Genomic DNA, 18,393 nt, shown 5'->3' with positions numbered 1-18,393 from the left:
TCTAGCCATCTTTTACCTTCACCAAGTACTGATGTCAGTGAGTGGGGTGATATGAGCATTTACCTGCATTGCCTTTCGCATACCCCCTTGATGGGGCATGTGGACCCATCGAAGGTCGTTCTGGATGAAGTTCACGAAGTGATCGAGGCTGCTCGTCAGCGTATTGCCGCGTTTGATCCAGAACTGGTAATTCTCTTCAGTCCGGACCACTACAACGGTTTTTTCTATGACGTGATGCCGTCGTTCTGCATCGGCATGGCGGCGCACGCCATTGGCGATTTCGGCACACTGGCCGGGCCGCTGCTGGTGCCGCAGGAGCTCGCCGAAAGCTGCGCGACGGCAGTGCTGGATGGCGGCGTGGATAGTGCCGTTTCCTACCGCATGCAGCTCGATCATGGCGCCGCGCAGCCGCTGGAAATGCTGCTGGGTGGCCTGCGGGAAGTGCCGGTGATCCCGGTCTTCATCAACTCGGTGGCTATTCCGCTGCCCAGCTTTCAGCGTGCCCGTCTGCTGGGCGAAGCGATCGGGCGATGGGCCAGCACGCTGGACAAACGCGTCCTGCTCCTTGGTTCCGGAGGGCTGTCGCATCAACCGCCTGTACCGGAACTGGCCAAGGCCGAAGGCCTCATGGCAGACCGGCTTAAAGGTAGTGGCCGCCACCTCCCGGCTGATGAGCGCGAAGCACGCACGCAACGGGTGATCCTCGCGGCGAAGCGATTCGCGGAGGATCAGGAGTCGCTGCATCCTCTCAACCCTGAATGGGATCAGCTCTTCCTGACTTTGCTGGAGCAGGGGCGCCTGAGCGAGCTGGATGCAGTGACCAATGCCGAGCTTTCCGCTCTGGCAGGCAGATCCACGCACGAGATCAAGACCTGGGTAGCGGCCTTTGCTGCCTTATCAATGTATGGCCCGTACCAGACCAGCGAACGTTACTACCGTCCGGTTCCCGAGTGGATCGCCGGCTTCGGTTCGTTGAGCGCCAGTCTGGCCGGGGCCGGTTTGAAATCGGGAGATATGCCATGAGCCAGTACAGCGAAAGCGCCACCAGTCGCTTTGCCCGCATCGAAGATCAGGGCGTTGGCCTGAACATTCACTACCACGACTGTGGTGCAGGCGATGAGGTGGTAGTAATGCTCCACGGTTCCGGTCCCGGCGCCAGTGGCTGGTCGAATTTCAGCCGCAACGTAGAGCCGTTGGTGCAAGCGGGCTACCGCGTGGTGCTGATGGATTGCCCCGGCTGGAGCAAGAGCGACACCATCATCTGCAGCGAGTCTAGGTCCGCGCTCAATGCGCGCGTGCTCAAGGGATTGCTGAATCAGCTGGGAATTTCCCGTGTGCACCTGATCGGTAACTCCATGGGGGGGCACAGTGTTGTGGCCTTCGTCCTGGCCTATCCGCAATGTGCTGATCGCCTGGTGCTGATGGGCGGGGGCACGGGCGGCGTGAGCCCCTTCGTGCCCATGCCCACCGAAGGCATCAAGCTGCTGCAGAAGGTCTACCGCGAGCCGACGCAGGAGAACCTTCAGCAGATGATGGACATCTTCGTCTACGACCCTAGTGACCTGACGCCGGCACTGATCGCCGGGCGCCTGGAGAATATCCTCCAGCGTCGCGACCATCTGGAGAACTTCATCAAGAGCCTGGCGGTGAATCCGCGCCAGTTCCCGGACGTTTCGATGCGTTTGGGCGAGATCACAGCGCCGACGCTGGTGATCTGGGGACGCAATGACCGCTTTGTACCAATGGATACCGGTTTGCGACTGGTCGCAGCAATCCCCAACAGCGAACTGCACGTGTTCAACAACTGTGGCCATTGGGTGCAGTGGGAGCACGCCGATCGCTTCAACCGCCTGGTGCTGGATTTCCTCGCCAGCTGATTCTGTGGTGTGCCCGTCCGGACGGGGCCGTGGATCTCGCCGGCCTTCCGCTTGCTGCGCCAGCGGCAACTTATTGCGCTGGCGGGATAACGCCGTAGCTGGCGGGAGCGCCAGCGCGGGCAGGCTCCTCCTACCATCGGCTGTACAGCATGTTTTCGCGCAACCGGCAGCAGGTCTGACTGCTGCCGAAGCGCAGTGAACCGCGAGGTGAATATGAGCGTGACCCAGGAAATTCTCGACCAGTTGGCGGCGGCCCTTCGCGAAGCCGAGCGTAGCGGTGAGGCGATCGCCCCATTGCGCGAGCGCATCGGTGAAGACGCTGGCGAGGCGGCCTATGCCATCCAGCGCCTGAACGTGGCGCATGCCGAGGCCTCCGGCCGTCGCGTAATAGGCCGCAAGATCGGACTGACCAATCCCAAGGTGCAGGCCCAGCTGGGCGTTGACCAGCCTGACTTCGGCACCCTGTTCGCCGACATGTGCTACGGCGACAACGAGGCCGTGCCTTATGGCCAGATCATGCAACCCAAGATCGAAGCCGAGATCGCCCTGATCCTGAACCGCGACCTGCCTCGCGCCGACACCACCTTTGCCGAGGTGCTGAATGCCACCGGCTGGGTGCTGCCGGCCCTGGAAATCGTCGGCTCGCGGGTACAGAACTGGAACATCCGCTTCGTCGACACCGTGGCTGACAACGCCTCCAGTGGTTGCTTCGTTCTCGGTGGTCCGGCTCTGGCCGTGGCGAGCGTCGACCTGCGCAAGGCGAGCATGAGCATGACCCGCAACGGCGAGCTGGTTTCCAGCGGTAGCGGTGCCGAATGCCTGGGTCACCCGCTCAATGCCGCAGTCTGGTTGGCGCGCACCATGGCGCGCCTGGGACAGCCGCTCAAGGCTGGCGACATCGTCCTCACCGGGGCCTTGGGGCCGATGGTAGGAGTCAACCCGGGCGACCGTTTCGAGGCTGTGATCGAGGGCGTTGGCCAGGTCGCAGTGAACTTCTCCGCCGAGTGATCGGCAGCCCATAAAGCAAGAGCGCATCCTCATGAAGAAACTCAAGGTTGCCATCGTTGGTTCCGGCAACATCGGCACCGACCTGATGATCAAGATCATGCGCCATGGCAAGCACCTGGAAATGGGTGCCATGGTCGGCATCGACCCCAACTCCGACGGTCTGGCCCGGGCAAAGCGCCTGGGTGTAGCCACTACCCACGAGGGCGTGGACGGCCTGACCCGGATGGAGGTGTTCAAGGACATCGACTTCGTCTTCGATGCGACCTCCGCCGCGGCCCATGTGAAGAACGACGAGTTCCTGCGCTCGATCAAGCCGGGCATCCGCCTGATCGACCTGACGCCGGCGGCCATTGGCCCGTATTGCGTGCCAGTGGTCAACGGCGAGGAGCACATCGACAAGCTCAACGTCAACATGGTCACCTGCGGCGGTCAGGCCACCATTCCCATGGTCGCCGCGGTGTCCCGCGTGGCCAAGGTGCATTACGCCGAGATCATTGCCTCTATCGCCTCGAAGTCCGCCGGGCCGGGTACTCGCGCGAATATCGACGAGTTCACCGAGACCACCTCCAAGGCCATCGAGGCGATCGGTGGTGCGGCCAGGGGCAAGGCGATCATCATCATGAATCCGGCCGAGCCGCCGCTGATCATGCGCGACACCGTGTTCGTGCTGTCCGAGGCAGCAGACCAGGCGGCAGTGGAAGCCTCCGTCGAGGAAATGTCGAAGGCGGTTCAGGCCTACGTGCCGGGTTATCGGCTTAAACAGAAAGTACAGTTCGACGTGATTCCGGAAAGCGCACCGTTGAGCATTCCCGGACTGGGCAAGTTCTCGGGCCTCAAGACGTCCGTATTCCTCGAAGTGGAGGGCGCGGCCCATTATCTGCCGGCCTACGCGGGCAACCTCGACATCATGACCTCCGCCGGCATGGCCACCGCCGAGCGCATGGCCGAAAGAATGCTGAACGGCGAGGGCTGAGGACATGAGCATGACCGACAAGAAACTCTACATTTCCGACGTGACCCTGCGCGATGGCAGCCACGCCATTCGCCACCAGTACTCGACGCAGAACGTGCAGGACATCGCCCGTGCACTGGACCAGGCGAAGGTCGACTCCATCGAGGTGACCCACGGCGACGGCCTACAGGGATCTTCGTTCAATTACGGTTTTGGAGCTCACTCCGATCTGGAGTGGATCGAAGCGGCTGCCGATGTCATCGAGAGCGCCAGGATCACGGTCCTGCTGATCCCCGGTATCGGCACCGTGCACGACCTGAAAGAGGCCTACAAGGCTGGCGCCCGCTCGGTGCGTGTGGCTACCCACTGCACCGAGGCCGACGTTTCCAGGCAGCACATCGAGTTTGCGCGTGAGCTGGGCATGGACACCGTGGGCTTTCTGATGATGAGCCACATGATCCCGGCCGAGGAGCTGGCCGCCCAAGGCAAGCTGATGGAGTCCTACGGCGCCCAGTGCATCTACATGGCTGACTCCGGCGGTGCGATGAACATGAACGACATTCGTGACCGCATGCGCGCGTTCAAGGCGGTGCTGAACCCGGAAACCCAGACCGGTATGCACGCCCACCACAACCTCAGCCTCGGCGTGGCCAACTCGATCGTCGCGGTGGAGGAAGGTTGCGATCGCATCGACGCCAGCCTGGCCGGCATGGGGGCCGGTGCTGGTAATGCGCCGCTGGAAGTCTTCATCGCCGCTGCCGAGCGCATGGGCTGGAATCACGGCACCGACCTGTACCGCCTGCTGGATGCGGCCGACGACCTGGTGCGTCCACTACAGGATCGCCCGGTACGGGTCGATCGCGAAACTCTCGCCCTGGGCTACGCCGGCGTCTACTCCAGCTTCCTGCGCCACGCCGAGGTGGCGGCTGCCAAGTACGGGCTGAAGCCTATCGACATCCTCGTTGAGCTGGGCCGTCGCCGCATGGTTGGCGGGCAGGAAGACATGATCGTCGATGTCGCGCTGGATTTGCTCAAGCAACAACGCTAACGAACAGCTCCTTTACGCCGTGCTAGCCACGGCGTTTTTTTATCCGTCATTCAGAGGCTGCAGCACGCCAGCCAAGCCCAGACACGAGGTGTATCGATGCTGTCCAACCTGTCGATGAAGAACAAACTGCTCTTCACCGTCCTGCCGCTGATGCTGCTGATCTATCTGGCGACCGTGCTGTTGGTCTATTACCAAAGCAAGTCTTCGACTGAAGCGCTGGCCGAGGTGGCGGTGGATGCCATTGCCCGGCAGCAGGCAGCGGAACTCTCCAAGCATTTCGATGCGCCGCTGAACGGCTTGCGCAACACCGCCGGTTTGCTAGCGCGAGAGATGATCGATGGAGAGCTGCCGGATCGGCGTATCGCCGACCAGATCGCCGAATCGCTGTTGCAGGGGCAGCCCGACACCGCGGCGGTCTGGTGGATTCCCCAGGGCGGTGGGGCCGATCGAAGCGTGTTGTGGCTGCGCAGTGCCGGTGGTTTGCATCCTGGCCTCGAGTCGCAACGGGAGGCGCTCCTGACCGAGCTGGGTCAAGTCGCATCGGATGTCGAACGGGTAGTTCCACTGTTGTCTCTTGATGATCGGCAGGTCATCGCGCTGCTGGTGCCGATATTTTCCGATGAGCAGGTGGTGGGCAGTCTCGGTGTTGGTCTGGACGCCGGCCTGCTGCAGCAGCAGGTCGCCGCCTTACGCCCGCTGGATGTGGGCGTGGCGGCGCTGATCGCCGCCGACAATACGTTGGTGGCGCACCCCGATCCTGGCCGGGTCGGCAAGAAGCAGCAGGATACTGAGGCCGACTTCCTCGGTGATCACTTTCGGGCTGTGATCGAGGCGGTCCGCAAGGGCGAGGGCATTACCCTGCGTTTCGACTCGCCTGCGCTTGCTGAAGAAGCCTTCATGCTGGTGACGCCAGTGACTGTCAGTGCAGCGGTCACGCCCTGGTCGCTTGGACTTGCGTTTCCCAGCTCTGCATTGCTCGGTGGGGTCAAGAGCCTGGCTCTGCAGTTGATCCTGCTCGGCATCTTCGCGTCGCTGGTGCTTGCACTCACCATGGTGCTGCTGGGGCGGGCCATGGCGCGGCCCCTGCAACAGTTGGTGGGTACCGTGCGCGAGCTGGCTACTGGCGATGCCGATCTTTGTGCGCGCCTGCCGGTGCGCGGGGCGGACGAGTTGACCAATCTGGCGCGTGAATTCAATCAGTTTCTTGAGACGCAGTGGGCACTGGTACGCGAAATCAAGGCTACTGGCCAGGCGCTACAAGGCGTATCGGACGAGCTACAGGCTGAAAGTCGCAACGCGGAGCGCTCGGTGGCGTCCCAGCGTGACGAGATCGGCCAGCTGGCCACGGCCATGCAGCAGATGGCCGCGACGGTAGAGGAGGTGGCTGGGAATGCCGGGCAGGCTGCGGTCGCCACGCAGGAAGGTGATCAGGCAGTGGCGCTCGGTCAGGCGAAGGTCTCGGGGTTGGTGGCAGCTATCCACGAGGATGCCAATACGCTGGAACATGTCTCGACCCTGGCCACCCAACTGGATGAGGCCAGCCAGTCCATCGGCACCATCGTTGCGGTGATCAGCGACATCGCCGACCAGACGAACCTGCTCGCCCTCAACGCGTCCATCGAGTCGGCGCGGGCCGGCGAGCAGGGCAGGGGCTTTGCGGTGGTCGCCGACGAGGTTCGGGCGCTGGCGCGACGCACGCACCTGTCGACCGAGCAGGTGTGCACAAGCATCAATCTGATCCAGGAACGCACGCGGACGTTCGTCGGCATCATCGAACAGAGTCGTCGCAGTTCGCTGGGCAATGTGTCCAGCGCCCGGCAAGCCAGCGAGGCGCTGGAAAGTCTCTCGCAGATCATGCGCAGGATGCGCGACATGAGCAGTCAGATCGCGACCGCCACGGAACAGCAGGCCGATACCAGCGACATGCTTTCACGCAGCCTGGGGAGCATTGCCGACTCGGCCGAGCTTGCATCCCATGGGGCCGGACTGGTCAGTCAGCGCAGCGACGATCTGGAGGCTAGCGCGGTGAGCCTGAACGCCCTGGTCAGTCGTTTCCGGCTCTAGAAATTCCCGGATCACTTGCCGTTACCCCCAACGGCGATGCGAGTGTGACTATTCGGTCATAAGTCGCTAAATGGCTGTTTTATAAGGATTAGTAATCCTTTTTCAGAGCGCTGGGTGCGCCGTGATCACGCACCGGAATTGACCACAGTCAATAACGTGCACTGAAGGGATAAGCCGAGCAGTACACGGATAGTCCGCATGGGCACGGGAACCTAATGTCGGGTTGCCCTCGTCGCAGAATCCGGGCGACGACACAACGTGCGGACCAGTCTCATGTCGAACCTCGTTACAAGCGAAATTCTCATTCCACAGGTGTCCGCCCCGAACCTTGGTGCGCGGTTGCTGAAAGTGCTCATGGGCCTGCTGCCATGGGTGATCATCGCTACCTTGCTCTGGGCCGGCCTGTTCATCCGTCCGCAGCCGGTCGGCGGCACCATCGTGCCGGCGCCGCTGGAGAGACGAGACCAGTTCTACGGTTTGGCCCTGCTGCCCAGCGGCGAACTGCTGGCTGCCGGTTCCTACGGCAAGATCCTGAAGATCGCTCAGGATGGCAGCATCAGTCGTTTGCCTACCGATGTGCGCAACACCCTGCAGGATATAGCTGTGTGGGATGCCCACCATGCAGTGGCCGTCGGCAATGATGGCGAGGTCCTCTACACCCGCGACGGCGGCGCCAGCTGGCAACAGGCGGCCGACGTACCCCGCTCCGAGGTCGCCAACAAACTCAACCGCGTACGCATCGGCGCCGAGGGGCTGGCCATTGCCAGTGGCGAGATGGGCGCGCTGCTGATCAGTCGCGACTACGGCAGCACCTGGGGGCGGCTGCGTGAAGAGGAAGACGTGGCCTGGAACGATGTGGCCATCCTCGATGGCGGTCGCCTGGTGCTGGTCGGCGAGTTCGGGCGGATCGTGCTCGGCAACCTCGATGGCCAGGAATGGAGGGACATCGATGCCGGCACCGGCACCTCGCTGATGGCGGTGTCTTTCCGCGATGCACAGAACGGCGTGGCGGTCGGCCTGGAAGGCACGGTGCTGGAAACCAGCGACGCAGGTGAGAGCTGGACGCCGCGCGACGTCGGTCTCACCGACCACCTGTTCGATGTGGCCTGGCTGGGCGAGCAGCAGCGCTGGTTCGTCACCGGTGCCCTGGGTCGCTGGGCCGCTGGCAGCGCCGAGCAATGGCAGGCCGGAATCCTTGATAGGCGCAACCTGGCCTGGCACGTGCGCGCACTGCCGGTCGCCGGTGGCCTCTGGCTTGCCGGAGCGGACATCGGCCACTGGGATGGCCAGCAATGGTCGCGCCTCAAGCCCTGAACACCTCATTTGCCTAACGAAGCGAGAGCAATTCCATGATCGAACGGATAGCCGAGTTCTGTATCCGGCGCAGCGCCTGGGTGGCCGGTGTGCTGCTGTTCCTGACCCTGGTGCTGGGCTGGTCCGCCCTGCACATCGAGGTACGCACTGTCTTCGAAGACATGCTGCCCTCGCGCCACGAGTACGTGCAGACGCACGAGAAGTTCAAGGACACCTTCGGCGGGTCGAACATGGTCACGATCATGTTCGAAGTAGATGAGGGCGACATTTTCCAGCCTGCTGTTCTGGAGAAGGTGCGCGAAGTGACCCTGGGACTGCGCGAGGTTTCGGCGGTCAACCCCTACCAGATCACCTCGCTGGCATCGAAGAAGCTCAAGGAAGTGCGTGCCTCCACCACCGGTATCACCAGCCTGCCGCTGATGTGGCCGGATCTGCCGGAAACTGCCGCGCAGATGGAAGAGTTGAAGCAGGCCGTGCTGCGTAACCCGTTGGTCTACGGCCCCTACGTGTCCAAGGACCTGCAGGCGACGCTGGTTACTGTCGACTTCATCGACGATCAGGTCGAATACGGCAAGGTGTTCCATGAAATCCGCGGCCTGATTTCCCGGGTGGATGACGGTGGCGTGCATATCCGCGTGGTCGGCGACCCCATGCTCTACGGTTGGGTGGGCCACTATCTGCCGGAAACTTTCCAGTTGGTATGTGCTGCGCTGCTGGTGACCCTGGTGATGCTGTTCATCCTGCTACGCACCTGGCGCGGCGTGCTGCTGCCGTTGCTGGCGGGCATGGTCAGTGCCTCCTGGGCGCTCGGTATCTGCCAGCTGCTGGGCATCCATTTCGAGCCGCTGGTGATCGTGGTCGCGATGCTGATCACCTCGCGTGCCGTGTCCCACTCGGTACAGATCGTCAACCGCTTCGACGACGAACTGGAGTTGCTTCCGGCCAACGCCGATACGTCGCGCATTGCCGCCAGGGTCGCGCTCTCGGACCTGTTCCGCCCCGGCATGCTCGGTGTGATCGCCGATGCGGCATGCATGGCAGTGGTAGCCCTCAGTCCGATTCCGATGCTGCAGAAACTCACCGTGCTGGCTTGTGTATGGGTTATGACCCTGACCGTGAGCGCGGTGATCCTGACTCCGGTAATGCTGTCGTTCATCCGCCGGCCGCACGGAATGGTGCATCCGCTGAACTGCATACCGGTGTTGGACAAGGTGCTGGACCTTGCCACTGCAATGAGCCTTTCGCGCGCGCGTTACCTGGTGCTCGGCGGCAGCCTGCTGGTAGTGGTCAGTGCCGGTTTCTACGCGATGAACCTGAAGATTGGCGATGCCAATCCGGGCTCTCCGATCCTCTGGCCGCAATCGGCCTACAACGTCGATGCCGACGCGATCAATAACCGCTTCGAAGGCGTGGACCGGATGTTCGTGGTGCTTGGCGAGGATGGCAACCGCGGGCTGATGAAGACCAGTGAGGCATTGCAGGCGATGAACAGCTTTCAGCGGTTCATCGAGGCGCAACCGGAAGTAGGTGGTTCGGTGTCCCTGGCCGACGTGCTGCCGCAAGTCAACCTGAGCCTGCGCGAAGGCAACCCGCGTTACCTCGAGCTGGGTGACAGCAGCGCCGTCAACGGCAGCCTGGTGGCCATGCTCGACTCCGTGTCGGAACCCGGCGACATCTCCCGCTTCGCCGACGACCAGTACGCCAATGGAGCCGTGACCCTGATGTTCCGCGACCGCCAGGGCGAGACCATCCGTACCGCCGTGGCCCGCATCAAGGAGTTCATCGAGCAGAACCCGCTCTCCGAAGGGGAGTGGCAGCTGGCCGGGGGGCTGATCGGCGTGATGGCCGCGGTCAACGAGATCATTCTGGCCAGCCAGATCGAGGCCATTGCCTTGGCATTGCTGGTACTCGCGCTGATCTGCACCGCTGTCTACCGCTCCTCCATCGCCGGCATGGTGTTCATGGTGCCGGTGATCATTTCCAACATGCTGACCTTCGCCTTCATGACCTGGCAGGGCATAGGCATGAACATCAATACCGTGCCGGTGGCAGCCCTGGGGATCGGGCTGGGGGTGGACTACGCCTTCTACATCGCCGACCGGGTCAAGGAAGAGATCGCCATCGGCAAGACCCCGGAAGAGGCCATTCGCATCGCGCTGCATACCGCCGGCATGGGCGTGATCGTCACGGCAAGCGTACTGGTCTTCGCGACCCTGCTGTGGTGGGCCTCGTCGCTGCGCTTCCAGGCCGAGATGGGCCTGCTGATGGCGATCTGGCTGTCGGTGTCCGCCTTCAGTGCGCTGTTCGTGATGCCGGCACTGCTCTACGTGTTCCGCCCGCGTTTCGTCTTTGGCGAGCGTGCGCAGACACCGGTCGTCATTCGTCGCGACTCCTCGTTTCAGATGGCTTGAGACGAAAACAAGAAAAACAACCGCAACTCGATCAATCGCTGCCGAAAACCCTGGGGAGATAATCCATGAACAAGCTTATCCGTGGCGGGCAACCGCGAGCCGCGCTCAGCAAGCTGGCGCTGGCCGTTGCACTGGGCGTGGCTACCACGCCGGTGTTTGCCGAAACCTTCACTTACGATGGCTACCTGCGCCAGGAAATGTCCTGGAACATGAAGAATTGGGAAGACACGCCCGATTACGACGACCGCGGCAAGCTTTCGATGTCCCGCAGCACTATGCGTCTCAACATGGAATGGCGTCCGACCGACACCGTTTCCGTTGTCGCCAAGCTGCGCGGTGTACGGGAGATCGAGACCAATTTCCTCGAGCATCTGGAGGAGATGGGAGCCAACAATTACCACGAGGAAGATGGCAGCGGAGACATCAAGGATCTCTACAACCGCAACGAGATCCGCGAGCTGTACGTGGACTTTCCCATGGGCGACCGCACCTGGGTGCGCCTCGGCAAGCAGCAGATCGCCTGGGGCGAGACCGACTTCTTCGCCGCCAACGACCTGGTGCATGGCTTCGACAACACCTGGCGCGCGTTCCTCGAGCCGGCGAACGAGGAGCTGCGCAAGACCAACATCATGGCCAAGTTCAACATCGACGTGCCGGAGTACAACGGCGGCATTGAGATGTTCATCCGCCCAGGTCTGGATGCGAAGCGGGATATCGGCGGTACCGAGATCGACATCTACGGTGGTCGCTGGTCCAGCCAACCCTACGCCGGCGTCGATTTCCGCAATGTCGATCCCTACAACTTCGATCACGAAGAAGGCGACCGTGACGACATCACCGGCGGCATTCGCTGGAGCGGTCTGCTGGGTGACGCCAACTACTCGCTGTCGTACCTGAAGACCTACTACAACGCACCGATCCTCAACGCCTCCGACAACCTGGCGCTGATCGGCCGGCCGGACCTGCCGAGCGGCGTCGAAGGTGGCGAGAAGACCCGCGGCGTAGCCGGTGAGGTCATCTATCCGATCGTCGACATCTTCGGCCTCACCGCGAGCAAGTACTCATCGACAGCCGACGCCGTGTTCAGCACCGAGGTGGCCTACATCAAGGACGCGCCTTACAACATCTCGGTCGCCAACCCGAGCGTCATGAGCCAGCTCATCGCTCCGGGTTTCGACGGTTGGGTGAAGAAGGACGTAGTCGCGCTGATGCTGCGCATGGACAAGAACCTCGCCTTCAGCCAGTCGCTGCTGGGTACCGAGAAACCGATGTTCTTCTCCGTGCAGTTGTTCGACAAATGGGTGCAGAACTACGACGAGGACGACAACCTGCTGTACAGCGTGGGCTGGGGCGGCAAGGTCAAGGAGCACTCGGTGCTGGGGACCGCGATCTTCGACATGAGCTACGCCAACGGCCGTATCCGCCCGAACCTGGTGGTCGGCTCCGATCTGAGCAATGGCGGCGGCTTCGCCGTCCCTTCGGTGACCTTCGAACTGTCCAGCAAGCTGAAGTGGAAGGTGGAGTACGACTTCTTCTGGGATGACGGCCACTACGAGAACACCGATACCCCGCTCACCGATAACACCACCCTGTTCGGTTACCTGCACAACCGCGACCAGCTGTACACCAGTCTGACCTACCTGTTCTGAGCCCAAACGGAGACTACGAGATGACCATATTCTGTCATGCGCTGCGTACCCCCATTCTGGCTGGCGTGATCGCCGCCACTGCTCTCATGGGTACTGTTAATGCCGCCGAGGTGCCCGCGGGCACCGTGATCACCGCCGCCAATATCGACCAGTTGAAGGATCAGACCTTCGAGGGTCACACCATCGCCAGCCTGCTGACCGAAAAGCTGGAATGGCGTATTCGCAACAATGGCATGCAGATGCCGCTCGCCGCGTCCCAGGAAGTGCCACTGGACCCGCGTTGGGTCGAGGCATCCAAGGCCAATGCCGGCAAGACCTCGATAAACAAGGAAGCTTGCCGTATCGAAGGCTGGGGGGCGGGCATGCCGTTCCCGAACATCGACGAGAACGACCCGCAGGCAGCTGAGAAGATTGTCTGGAACTTCCACCTGGGTCAGCTGGTGGGCGATGTCTCGCAGGTGCCGGGGTACACTCAGCTGCTGATCGACGGCAAGAAAGGTGTGCACGCCGAGCCGGTCGCCGAGTTCACTCGCTACACCATGAAGGGACGCCTGACCGGTGACAGTACAGTGGAAGGCGACGGTAGCGAGCGTGGCCGCCAGTTGCTGTACTTCAAGTCGCCGTCGGACATGAAGGGCCTGGGCACCTACACCGTCATGTATGACTCGGACAAGGTAAACAGCGTGTGGGCCTACATCCCGGCGGTGCGTCGTGTGCGCCAGCTCTCCGGTGGTGCGTGGATGGATCCGGTGGGCTCTTCCGATCAGCTGCAGGACGACCTCGAGATCTTCAACGCGCGTCCATGCTGGTATCCGGAGTACAAGCTGCTGGGCAAGCGCAACATCCTGGCGGTCACGGCGAGCAAGCAGGGCGCGGACATCTGGAACAAGGACGGCAAGAACTACGCCGAACGCTACCCGGTGATGGACCCGAACCCGCCGTACTGGAACTTCCTGGGCAACAGCTACGAAGTGCGTGAAGTCTACGTGGTTGAAGCGATAACGCCGTCGATCCATCCCTACAGCAAGAAGGTGCTCTACATCGACACCAAGTACCCGCGCATCCACTACGGCGAGGCGTACAACCGCAAGGGTGAGTTCTGGAAGTTCATGGAATTCCACTCCTACTCCAATGAGAAGGATGGCGATATCCGCACCACTGCAGGTTCAGTGATCGACTTCCAGCGTAACCACGCCACCATCTCGCTGATCGATACCACCAGCTGGAAAACCAACTTCGACGCCAAGTCCACCCAGTTCTCCCTGCAGGCCCTGCAGGCAGCGGGTCGTTAAGCTCGGCCAAGTCGACGTGCCGGCCCGAGCCCCGTCAAGGGGCCGGGCCCTTTGCGTAGCGCATCCACCTCGGATGCGCAGCCTGAGAAGAACAACAAGACGGGTCGGCGGCCTCGGCAGAGGCCCGATCCAAGGAGTCTCCTGTGTCCATGATGCAAGCAGCTCGTCTGCACGAGATTGGCGGTCGTTTCGTTGTCGACCAGATCCCGGTACCCACGCCCGGACCCCACGATGTGCTGGTCAAGGTCGCCGCCAGCGGGATCATCCCGAACCTCAAGAACGTCACCACCCATTTCCCCGAGTGGTATCCCTTCCTCCCGCTGCCGAAGCTGCCCGCGATTTTCGGCCTGGATTCTGCCGGTACCGTGGCGGCCGTGGGTTCGGGCGTCAGCGCGTTCAAGCCTGGCGACCGCGTCTACGTAAACCCGGGCATCGGCTGCGGCGAATGCCGTCACTGCCGCGAGGGCAACTCGCCGCGGTGCGATGCCTATACCTTCACCGGCTACTTTGGGTTCGGCCCAGGCTCGCAGAAGGTTTTCGAACGCTACCCGTATGCGGGCTACAGCCAGTACATGACTGCGCATGTGCACAACCTGGTACGCCTTCCGGACTGTTTGAGCTTCGCCAATGCAACCCGCTTCGGCTACCTGGGTACCGCCTATGCCGCGATTCGCAAGGCAGCACTGCGCCCCTCGCAGAATATCCTGATCCTCGGAGCCAGCGGCACTCTGGGTGTGGGCGCAACCCTTCTGGCCTTGGCCTTTGGCGCCGCCCGCGTATTGGTCGTAGCGCGGGATGCCGCTGCGCTGGAGCGCTTGAAGGCGCTGGATCCGCGTCGCGTGATTGCGCTGCGCATCGGCGAGGGGGCCATCGCCGAGCAGGTTCGTGCGCTGCTGCCGGAGGGTGTTGACGCCATGCTCGATACGCTCGGCGCCAAGGCGCCAACGGAGTTGTCCGTCGATGCCATGCAAGCGCTCGCCCGGGGCGGTCGCATCGTGCAGATCGGTGGCGTGGCCGGCCCGATTCCCATCGATCCGCACCCGTTCATGTGCGCCCAGCTGCAATACCTCGGCTCGCTGTGGTTCACCACCAGCGAAGGCGAAGAGATGGCCAGCATGGTGGAGTCCGGCATCCTCGATCTGTCCCTGCTGGAGGATCGTCCGTATCCGCTGGAGCAGTTAAACGAGGCGCTGGACGATATCCAAGCCGAAGGCAACGGATTCACCAACTTCCACATCCTTCATCAATGAATCGATGCCGTTCGCCCGCTTGTCGGGTGCTAACGGCCATGGGGAGAACAGGATGCGAGCACAATGCGTTGTCACCGGGCATGACGCCCAAGGCCGGTCGCGGGTCGTCAGCGCCGGTCCGATCGCCGCTGACGAACCGTTCATCAACGTGCCGGGCTTCAGTGCCGCGGTGTTCTGGCAGACCGAAGCCGACCCGCAGGTCGGCGATGTGCAATCTGATCCTCTGGCACGGCTGACGTCGGTGATACCCGGGCCGGGCGGCACCTGCGCCATGCTGGTGACCTTCCCGCCGGAATCTGACGTGGTACCCAGCGAGGCGCAGATACAGGCAGCAGGCGAGGAAATGCTGGCCCGTCTCCCTGGTCTGGCCGAGCTATTCGAAGCCGATGCGCCAGGCTTTCATCGCAGCGACACCATCGATTACGGGGTGGTTCTGGCAGGGCAGCTCACGCTTACCGTAGATGCTGGCGAACCGGCAGTGCTTGGGGTTGGAGATGTTGTGGTGCAGATGGGTACCCGACACGCCTGGCGTAACACCGGTAACACTCCGGCTCGAATGATGTTCGTAATGGTGCACGCCCAGCGTAAGTGAGGCGTGTCCGCACGGAGCTCGGATACGGCGCTGCTGTCTCCGGCTCTTTTTGGTTTTCCGTCCCTACAATGAACATCGCGCCATAAAGGCGCTGATCGGTGCATAAAGGAGGACAAACACCCTGCCTCAACCGGACCGGTGGAGGAATCAGGGAAACCAGGCATGTTTAATGCTTGTCATAAATGTGGTCATGACGCGTTGAACACCCATTAGCCAGGAGTGGCTGGTGTTCAGGCCGATCGGAGGGATCGCCGCCCATCGGCAGGTGACCGCATCTATGCCTTGCTCTGAACCGAAGCACCCGGAAGGACGCTTGCCCCATATCGGTTCAGCTAGCGATTGCAATTACAAGAATGATTCTGAGCGTGACTCGGGATCGCATAAAGATCGTGCAAATCGGCCTGGTTGCCTGACCAGGTCGTAGAGGATATCGCAAATGGAACAATTGAGTTTTCGTCCGGTAACGCCACCAGAAGCCGTGTTGGCGCGTTATGAACTTTGTCGTACCCATGACCTGGAAGAAGCTCGCCAATGGGGCGAGAAGATTTTTTGCGAAAATCGCCTGTGCACCGTTGAAAGCCAGGGTGCGGTCAATGCCCGCATCTTCTACAGACGTATCGGCAGCATCGGTATCGGCCGCATGAGCTATGGTGGTGCCGTCACCATCAAGCCCGATGGGATGGAGAACTTCGCGCTGATCCAGATGCCCATCTATGGCGAAGAGCGTATCGAAATCGGCTCGCAGCGCGTGGTCTGCAATTCACGCATGGGATCGGTGCTCAATAGTCATACATCATCGGTGATCAACCACGCGTCCAACACCGAAAAGTTGATCATCCGCGTCGACCGAGGCTTGCTGGAGCGGCATTGCCAGCAATTGCTCGGACGTACCTTGCGCAACAGGATCGAGTTCGACTCCAGCATGCCGCTGGACACCGAGGCCGGCGCACGCTGGCTGCGCATGGTGGGCTGGGTCTATGACAGCGTGTCCCACGATGACGACATTTCGCCGCTGATGGTGGCGCAACTCGAGAGCGGACTGGTCAATTTGCTGCTGGCGAACCAGCCCCATACCTATTCGGCAGACCTGGCGTCGGAGGGGCCATCGCTGGCGCCGTCGTTCGTCAAGCGGGTCGAGCGCTACATCGAAGAACATGCCCACGAACCGATCTCCATCGTTGACATGGCCGAACACGCGGGCGTCAGCAGCCGTTCGCTGTTCACGGGGTTCCGCCGCTATCGCAACACTTCACCGATGCTCTATCTGAAGGAGACCCGGCTGCGTAGGGTCAACGAAGAGCTCAAGCGCCTGACAACAGGTAGCGATACGGTAACCGCAGTCGCCTTCCGCTGGGGCTTCAGTCACCTGGGACACTTCACCACTGACTACAAGCGCCGCTTCGGCGAAAGTCCCTCCGAGACCCTGGCGCGCTGAGCGCGCCAGCCCTTCCAGGCGACTCGCATCTTTTTGCACTGACGGGATAAGCACAACAGTATAGGGAGCGTCAGCCCGGACACAGCTTCTTAGGATGACTTCAAAGCGCCACACGGTGTGGTGTCTTTCTTGTCAGCTAGGGAGCACAACAATGTCCGAGCAGCCTATCGTCCGTCGGCGCGTAGTCAAAACCGGCATCAGCGATGCCCGTACCAACAACGCCAAAACCCAGAGCCAATACCAGCCATACAAGGATGCGGCCTGGGGTTTCATCAACCACTGGTATCCGGCACTGTTCTCCAACGAGCTGCCAGAAGATCATGTTGAAGGCATCCAGATCTGCGGTGTCCCGATCGTGCTGCGCCGTGTCGACGGAAAAATCTACGCGCTGAAGGACCAGTGTCTGCACCGTGGCGTGCGCCTGTCCGAGAAGCCGATGTGCTTCAACAAGAGCACCATCTCCTGCTGGTACCACGGCTTCACCTTCGACCTGCAGAGCGGCGAGCTGGTAACCATTGTTGCCAACCCGGATGACAAGCTGGTCGGCACCACCGGCATCACCACCTACCCGGTGCATGAAGTCAACGGCATGATCTTCGTTTTCGTGCGTGAAGATGACTTCCCGGATGAAGACGTACCACCGCTTTCCCACGACCTGCCGTTCCGCTTCCCCGAGAACAGCGACAAGTTCCCGCACCCGCTGTGGCCGGCTTCCCCGAGCGTGATGGACGAAAACGCCCAGATCCGCGGCATGCACCGTACCGGTTACGGCAACTGGCGTATCGCCTGCGAAAACGGCTTCGATAACGCGCACATCCTGGTGCACAAGGACAACGCCATCGTTCATGCGATGGAGTGGGTACTGCCGCTGGGTATCCTGCCGGCCGCCGACGACTGCATCACCGTGGTCGAGGACGAAAACGGCCCTAAAGGCATGATGCAGTGGATGTTCACTGACAAGTGGGAGCCGGTGCTGGAGAACAAGACGCTCGACCTGAAAGTCGAGGGTGTGAAAGGCCGCTTCTACCGCACTTCCGTCGTGCTGCCGGGCGTGCTGATGGTCGAGAACTGGCCGGAAGACCACGTTGTCCAGTACGAGTGGTACGTGCCGATCACCGACGACACCCACGAATACTGGGAAATCCTCGTGCGCGTCTGCCCGACCGAAGAAGACGTCAAGAAGTTCGACTACCGCTACAAGTACATGTACGAGCCGCTGTGCCTGCACGGCTTCAACGACTGCGACCTGTACGCCCGCGAAGCGATGCAGAATTTCTACGCCGACGGCACCGGCTGGGATGAAGAGCAACTGGTGGCCACCGACGTCTCGCCAATCACCTGGCGCAAGATGGCCTCGCGCTGGAATCGCGGTATCGCCAAGCCGGGCCGCGGCGTTCCGGGTGCAGTGAAGAACACCAGCCTGATCTTCAAGGACACCGCTGACGGCCACCGTCCAGGCTACAAGGTCCGCAAGATCGAAGAATGATGCCTCCCGGGCCAG

Annotated in this window: 14 protein-coding genes; all 14 read left to right on the top strand. The window is 61.8% G+C overall.

The window, feature by feature from the left end:
* Positions 1-51 precede the first annotated feature (51 nt).
* The 14 genes from mhpB to N8H22_RS00090 all read left to right on the top strand — a co-directional run bounded on the left by mhpB (position 52) and on the right by N8H22_RS00090 (position 18,378).
* Positions 52-1,023 carry a 3-carboxyethylcatechol 2,3-dioxygenase gene (gene mhpB / locus N8H22_RS00155; protein ID WP_009868003.1) on the top strand — a complete coding sequence of 324 codons (972 nt, stop codon included), beginning with the start codon at positions 52-54 and terminating at the stop codon, positions 1,021-1,023.
* Positions 1,020-1,877 carry an alpha/beta fold hydrolase gene (locus tag N8H22_RS00150; protein WP_009868005.1) on the top strand — a complete coding sequence of 286 codons (858 nt, stop codon included), beginning with the start codon at positions 1,020-1,022 and terminating at the stop codon, positions 1,875-1,877. Before mhpB ends, N8H22_RS00150 begins: the two co-directional genes overlap by 4 nt.
* A gap of 213 nt (positions 1,878-2,090) precedes the next feature.
* Positions 2,091-2,885 (top strand): 2-keto-4-pentenoate hydratase, encoded by a 795-nt coding sequence (gene mhpD, locus N8H22_RS00145; RefSeq protein WP_009868007.1) that lies wholly within the window; start codon positions 2,091-2,093, stop codon positions 2,883-2,885.
* Between the two features lie 31 nt (positions 2,886-2,916).
* Positions 2,917-3,858: an acetaldehyde dehydrogenase (acetylating) gene (locus N8H22_RS00140; RefSeq protein ID WP_009868016.1), complete on the top strand. Its 942-nt coding sequence runs from the start codon at positions 2,917-2,919 to the stop codon at positions 3,856-3,858.
* A gap of 10 nt (positions 3,859-3,868) precedes the next feature.
* Entirely contained in the window at positions 3,869-4,885 is a 1,017-nt protein-coding gene (gene dmpG, locus N8H22_RS00135) for a 4-hydroxy-2-oxovalerate aldolase (protein ID WP_009868017.1), read from the top strand.
* 96 nt (positions 4,886-4,981) lie between these two features.
* Positions 4,982-6,949 carry a methyl-accepting chemotaxis protein gene (locus N8H22_RS00130; RefSeq protein ID WP_009868018.1) on the top strand — a complete coding sequence of 656 codons (1,968 nt, stop codon included), beginning with the start codon at positions 4,982-4,984 and terminating at the stop codon, positions 6,947-6,949.
* Between the two features lie 273 nt (positions 6,950-7,222).
* Positions 7,223-8,263 carry a YCF48-related protein gene (locus N8H22_RS00125; protein WP_037019949.1) on the top strand — a complete coding sequence of 347 codons (1,041 nt, stop codon included), beginning with the start codon at positions 7,223-7,225 and terminating at the stop codon, positions 8,261-8,263.
* Between the two features lie 35 nt (positions 8,264-8,298).
* Entirely contained in the window at positions 8,299-10,674 is a 2,376-nt protein-coding gene (locus N8H22_RS00120; RefSeq protein WP_009868020.1) for an MMPL family transporter, read from the top strand.
* Positions 10,675-10,739: 65 nt separating this feature from the next.
* Complete coding sequence (locus tag N8H22_RS00115; RefSeq protein ID WP_009868021.1) at positions 10,740-12,323, top strand: DUF1302 family protein; 1,584 nt, start codon at positions 10,740-10,742, stop codon at positions 12,321-12,323.
* A 20-nt stretch (positions 12,324-12,343) separates the two neighbouring features.
* Positions 12,344-13,615, top strand: coding sequence for a DUF1329 domain-containing protein (locus N8H22_RS00110; RefSeq protein ID WP_009868022.1), 1,272 nt, complete (start codon positions 12,344-12,346; stop codon positions 13,613-13,615).
* A 149-nt stretch (positions 13,616-13,764) separates the two neighbouring features.
* On the top strand, positions 13,765-14,865 hold the full coding sequence (locus N8H22_RS00105) for an alcohol dehydrogenase catalytic domain-containing protein (protein ID WP_009868023.1): 1,101 nt from the start codon (positions 13,765-13,767) through the stop codon (positions 14,863-14,865).
* Between the two features lie 52 nt (positions 14,866-14,917).
* A complete protein-coding gene (locus N8H22_RS00100) occupies positions 14,918-15,457 on the top strand; it encodes a cupin domain-containing protein (RefSeq protein WP_037019960.1) in 540 nt (179 codons plus the stop codon).
* Between the two features lie 436 nt (positions 15,458-15,893).
* Entirely contained in the window at positions 15,894-16,892 is a 999-nt protein-coding gene (locus N8H22_RS00095) for an AraC family transcriptional regulator (protein WP_264588622.1), read from the top strand.
* A gap of 151 nt (positions 16,893-17,043) precedes the next feature.
* Positions 17,044-18,378 (top strand): Rieske 2Fe-2S domain-containing protein, encoded by a 1,335-nt coding sequence (locus N8H22_RS00090; RefSeq protein WP_009868029.1) that lies wholly within the window; start codon positions 17,044-17,046, stop codon positions 18,376-18,378.
* Positions 18,379-18,393: the final 15 nt, after the last annotated feature.

It is taken from the genome of Stutzerimonas sp. S1, from assembly GCF_025966695.1.
In the GTDB taxonomy this organism is placed as follows: Bacteria; Pseudomonadota; Gammaproteobacteria; order Pseudomonadales; family Pseudomonadaceae; genus Stutzerimonas.
The sequence above is the reverse complement of the archived record's forward strand: the minus strand, read 5'-3'. Positions and strand labels throughout refer to the sequence as shown.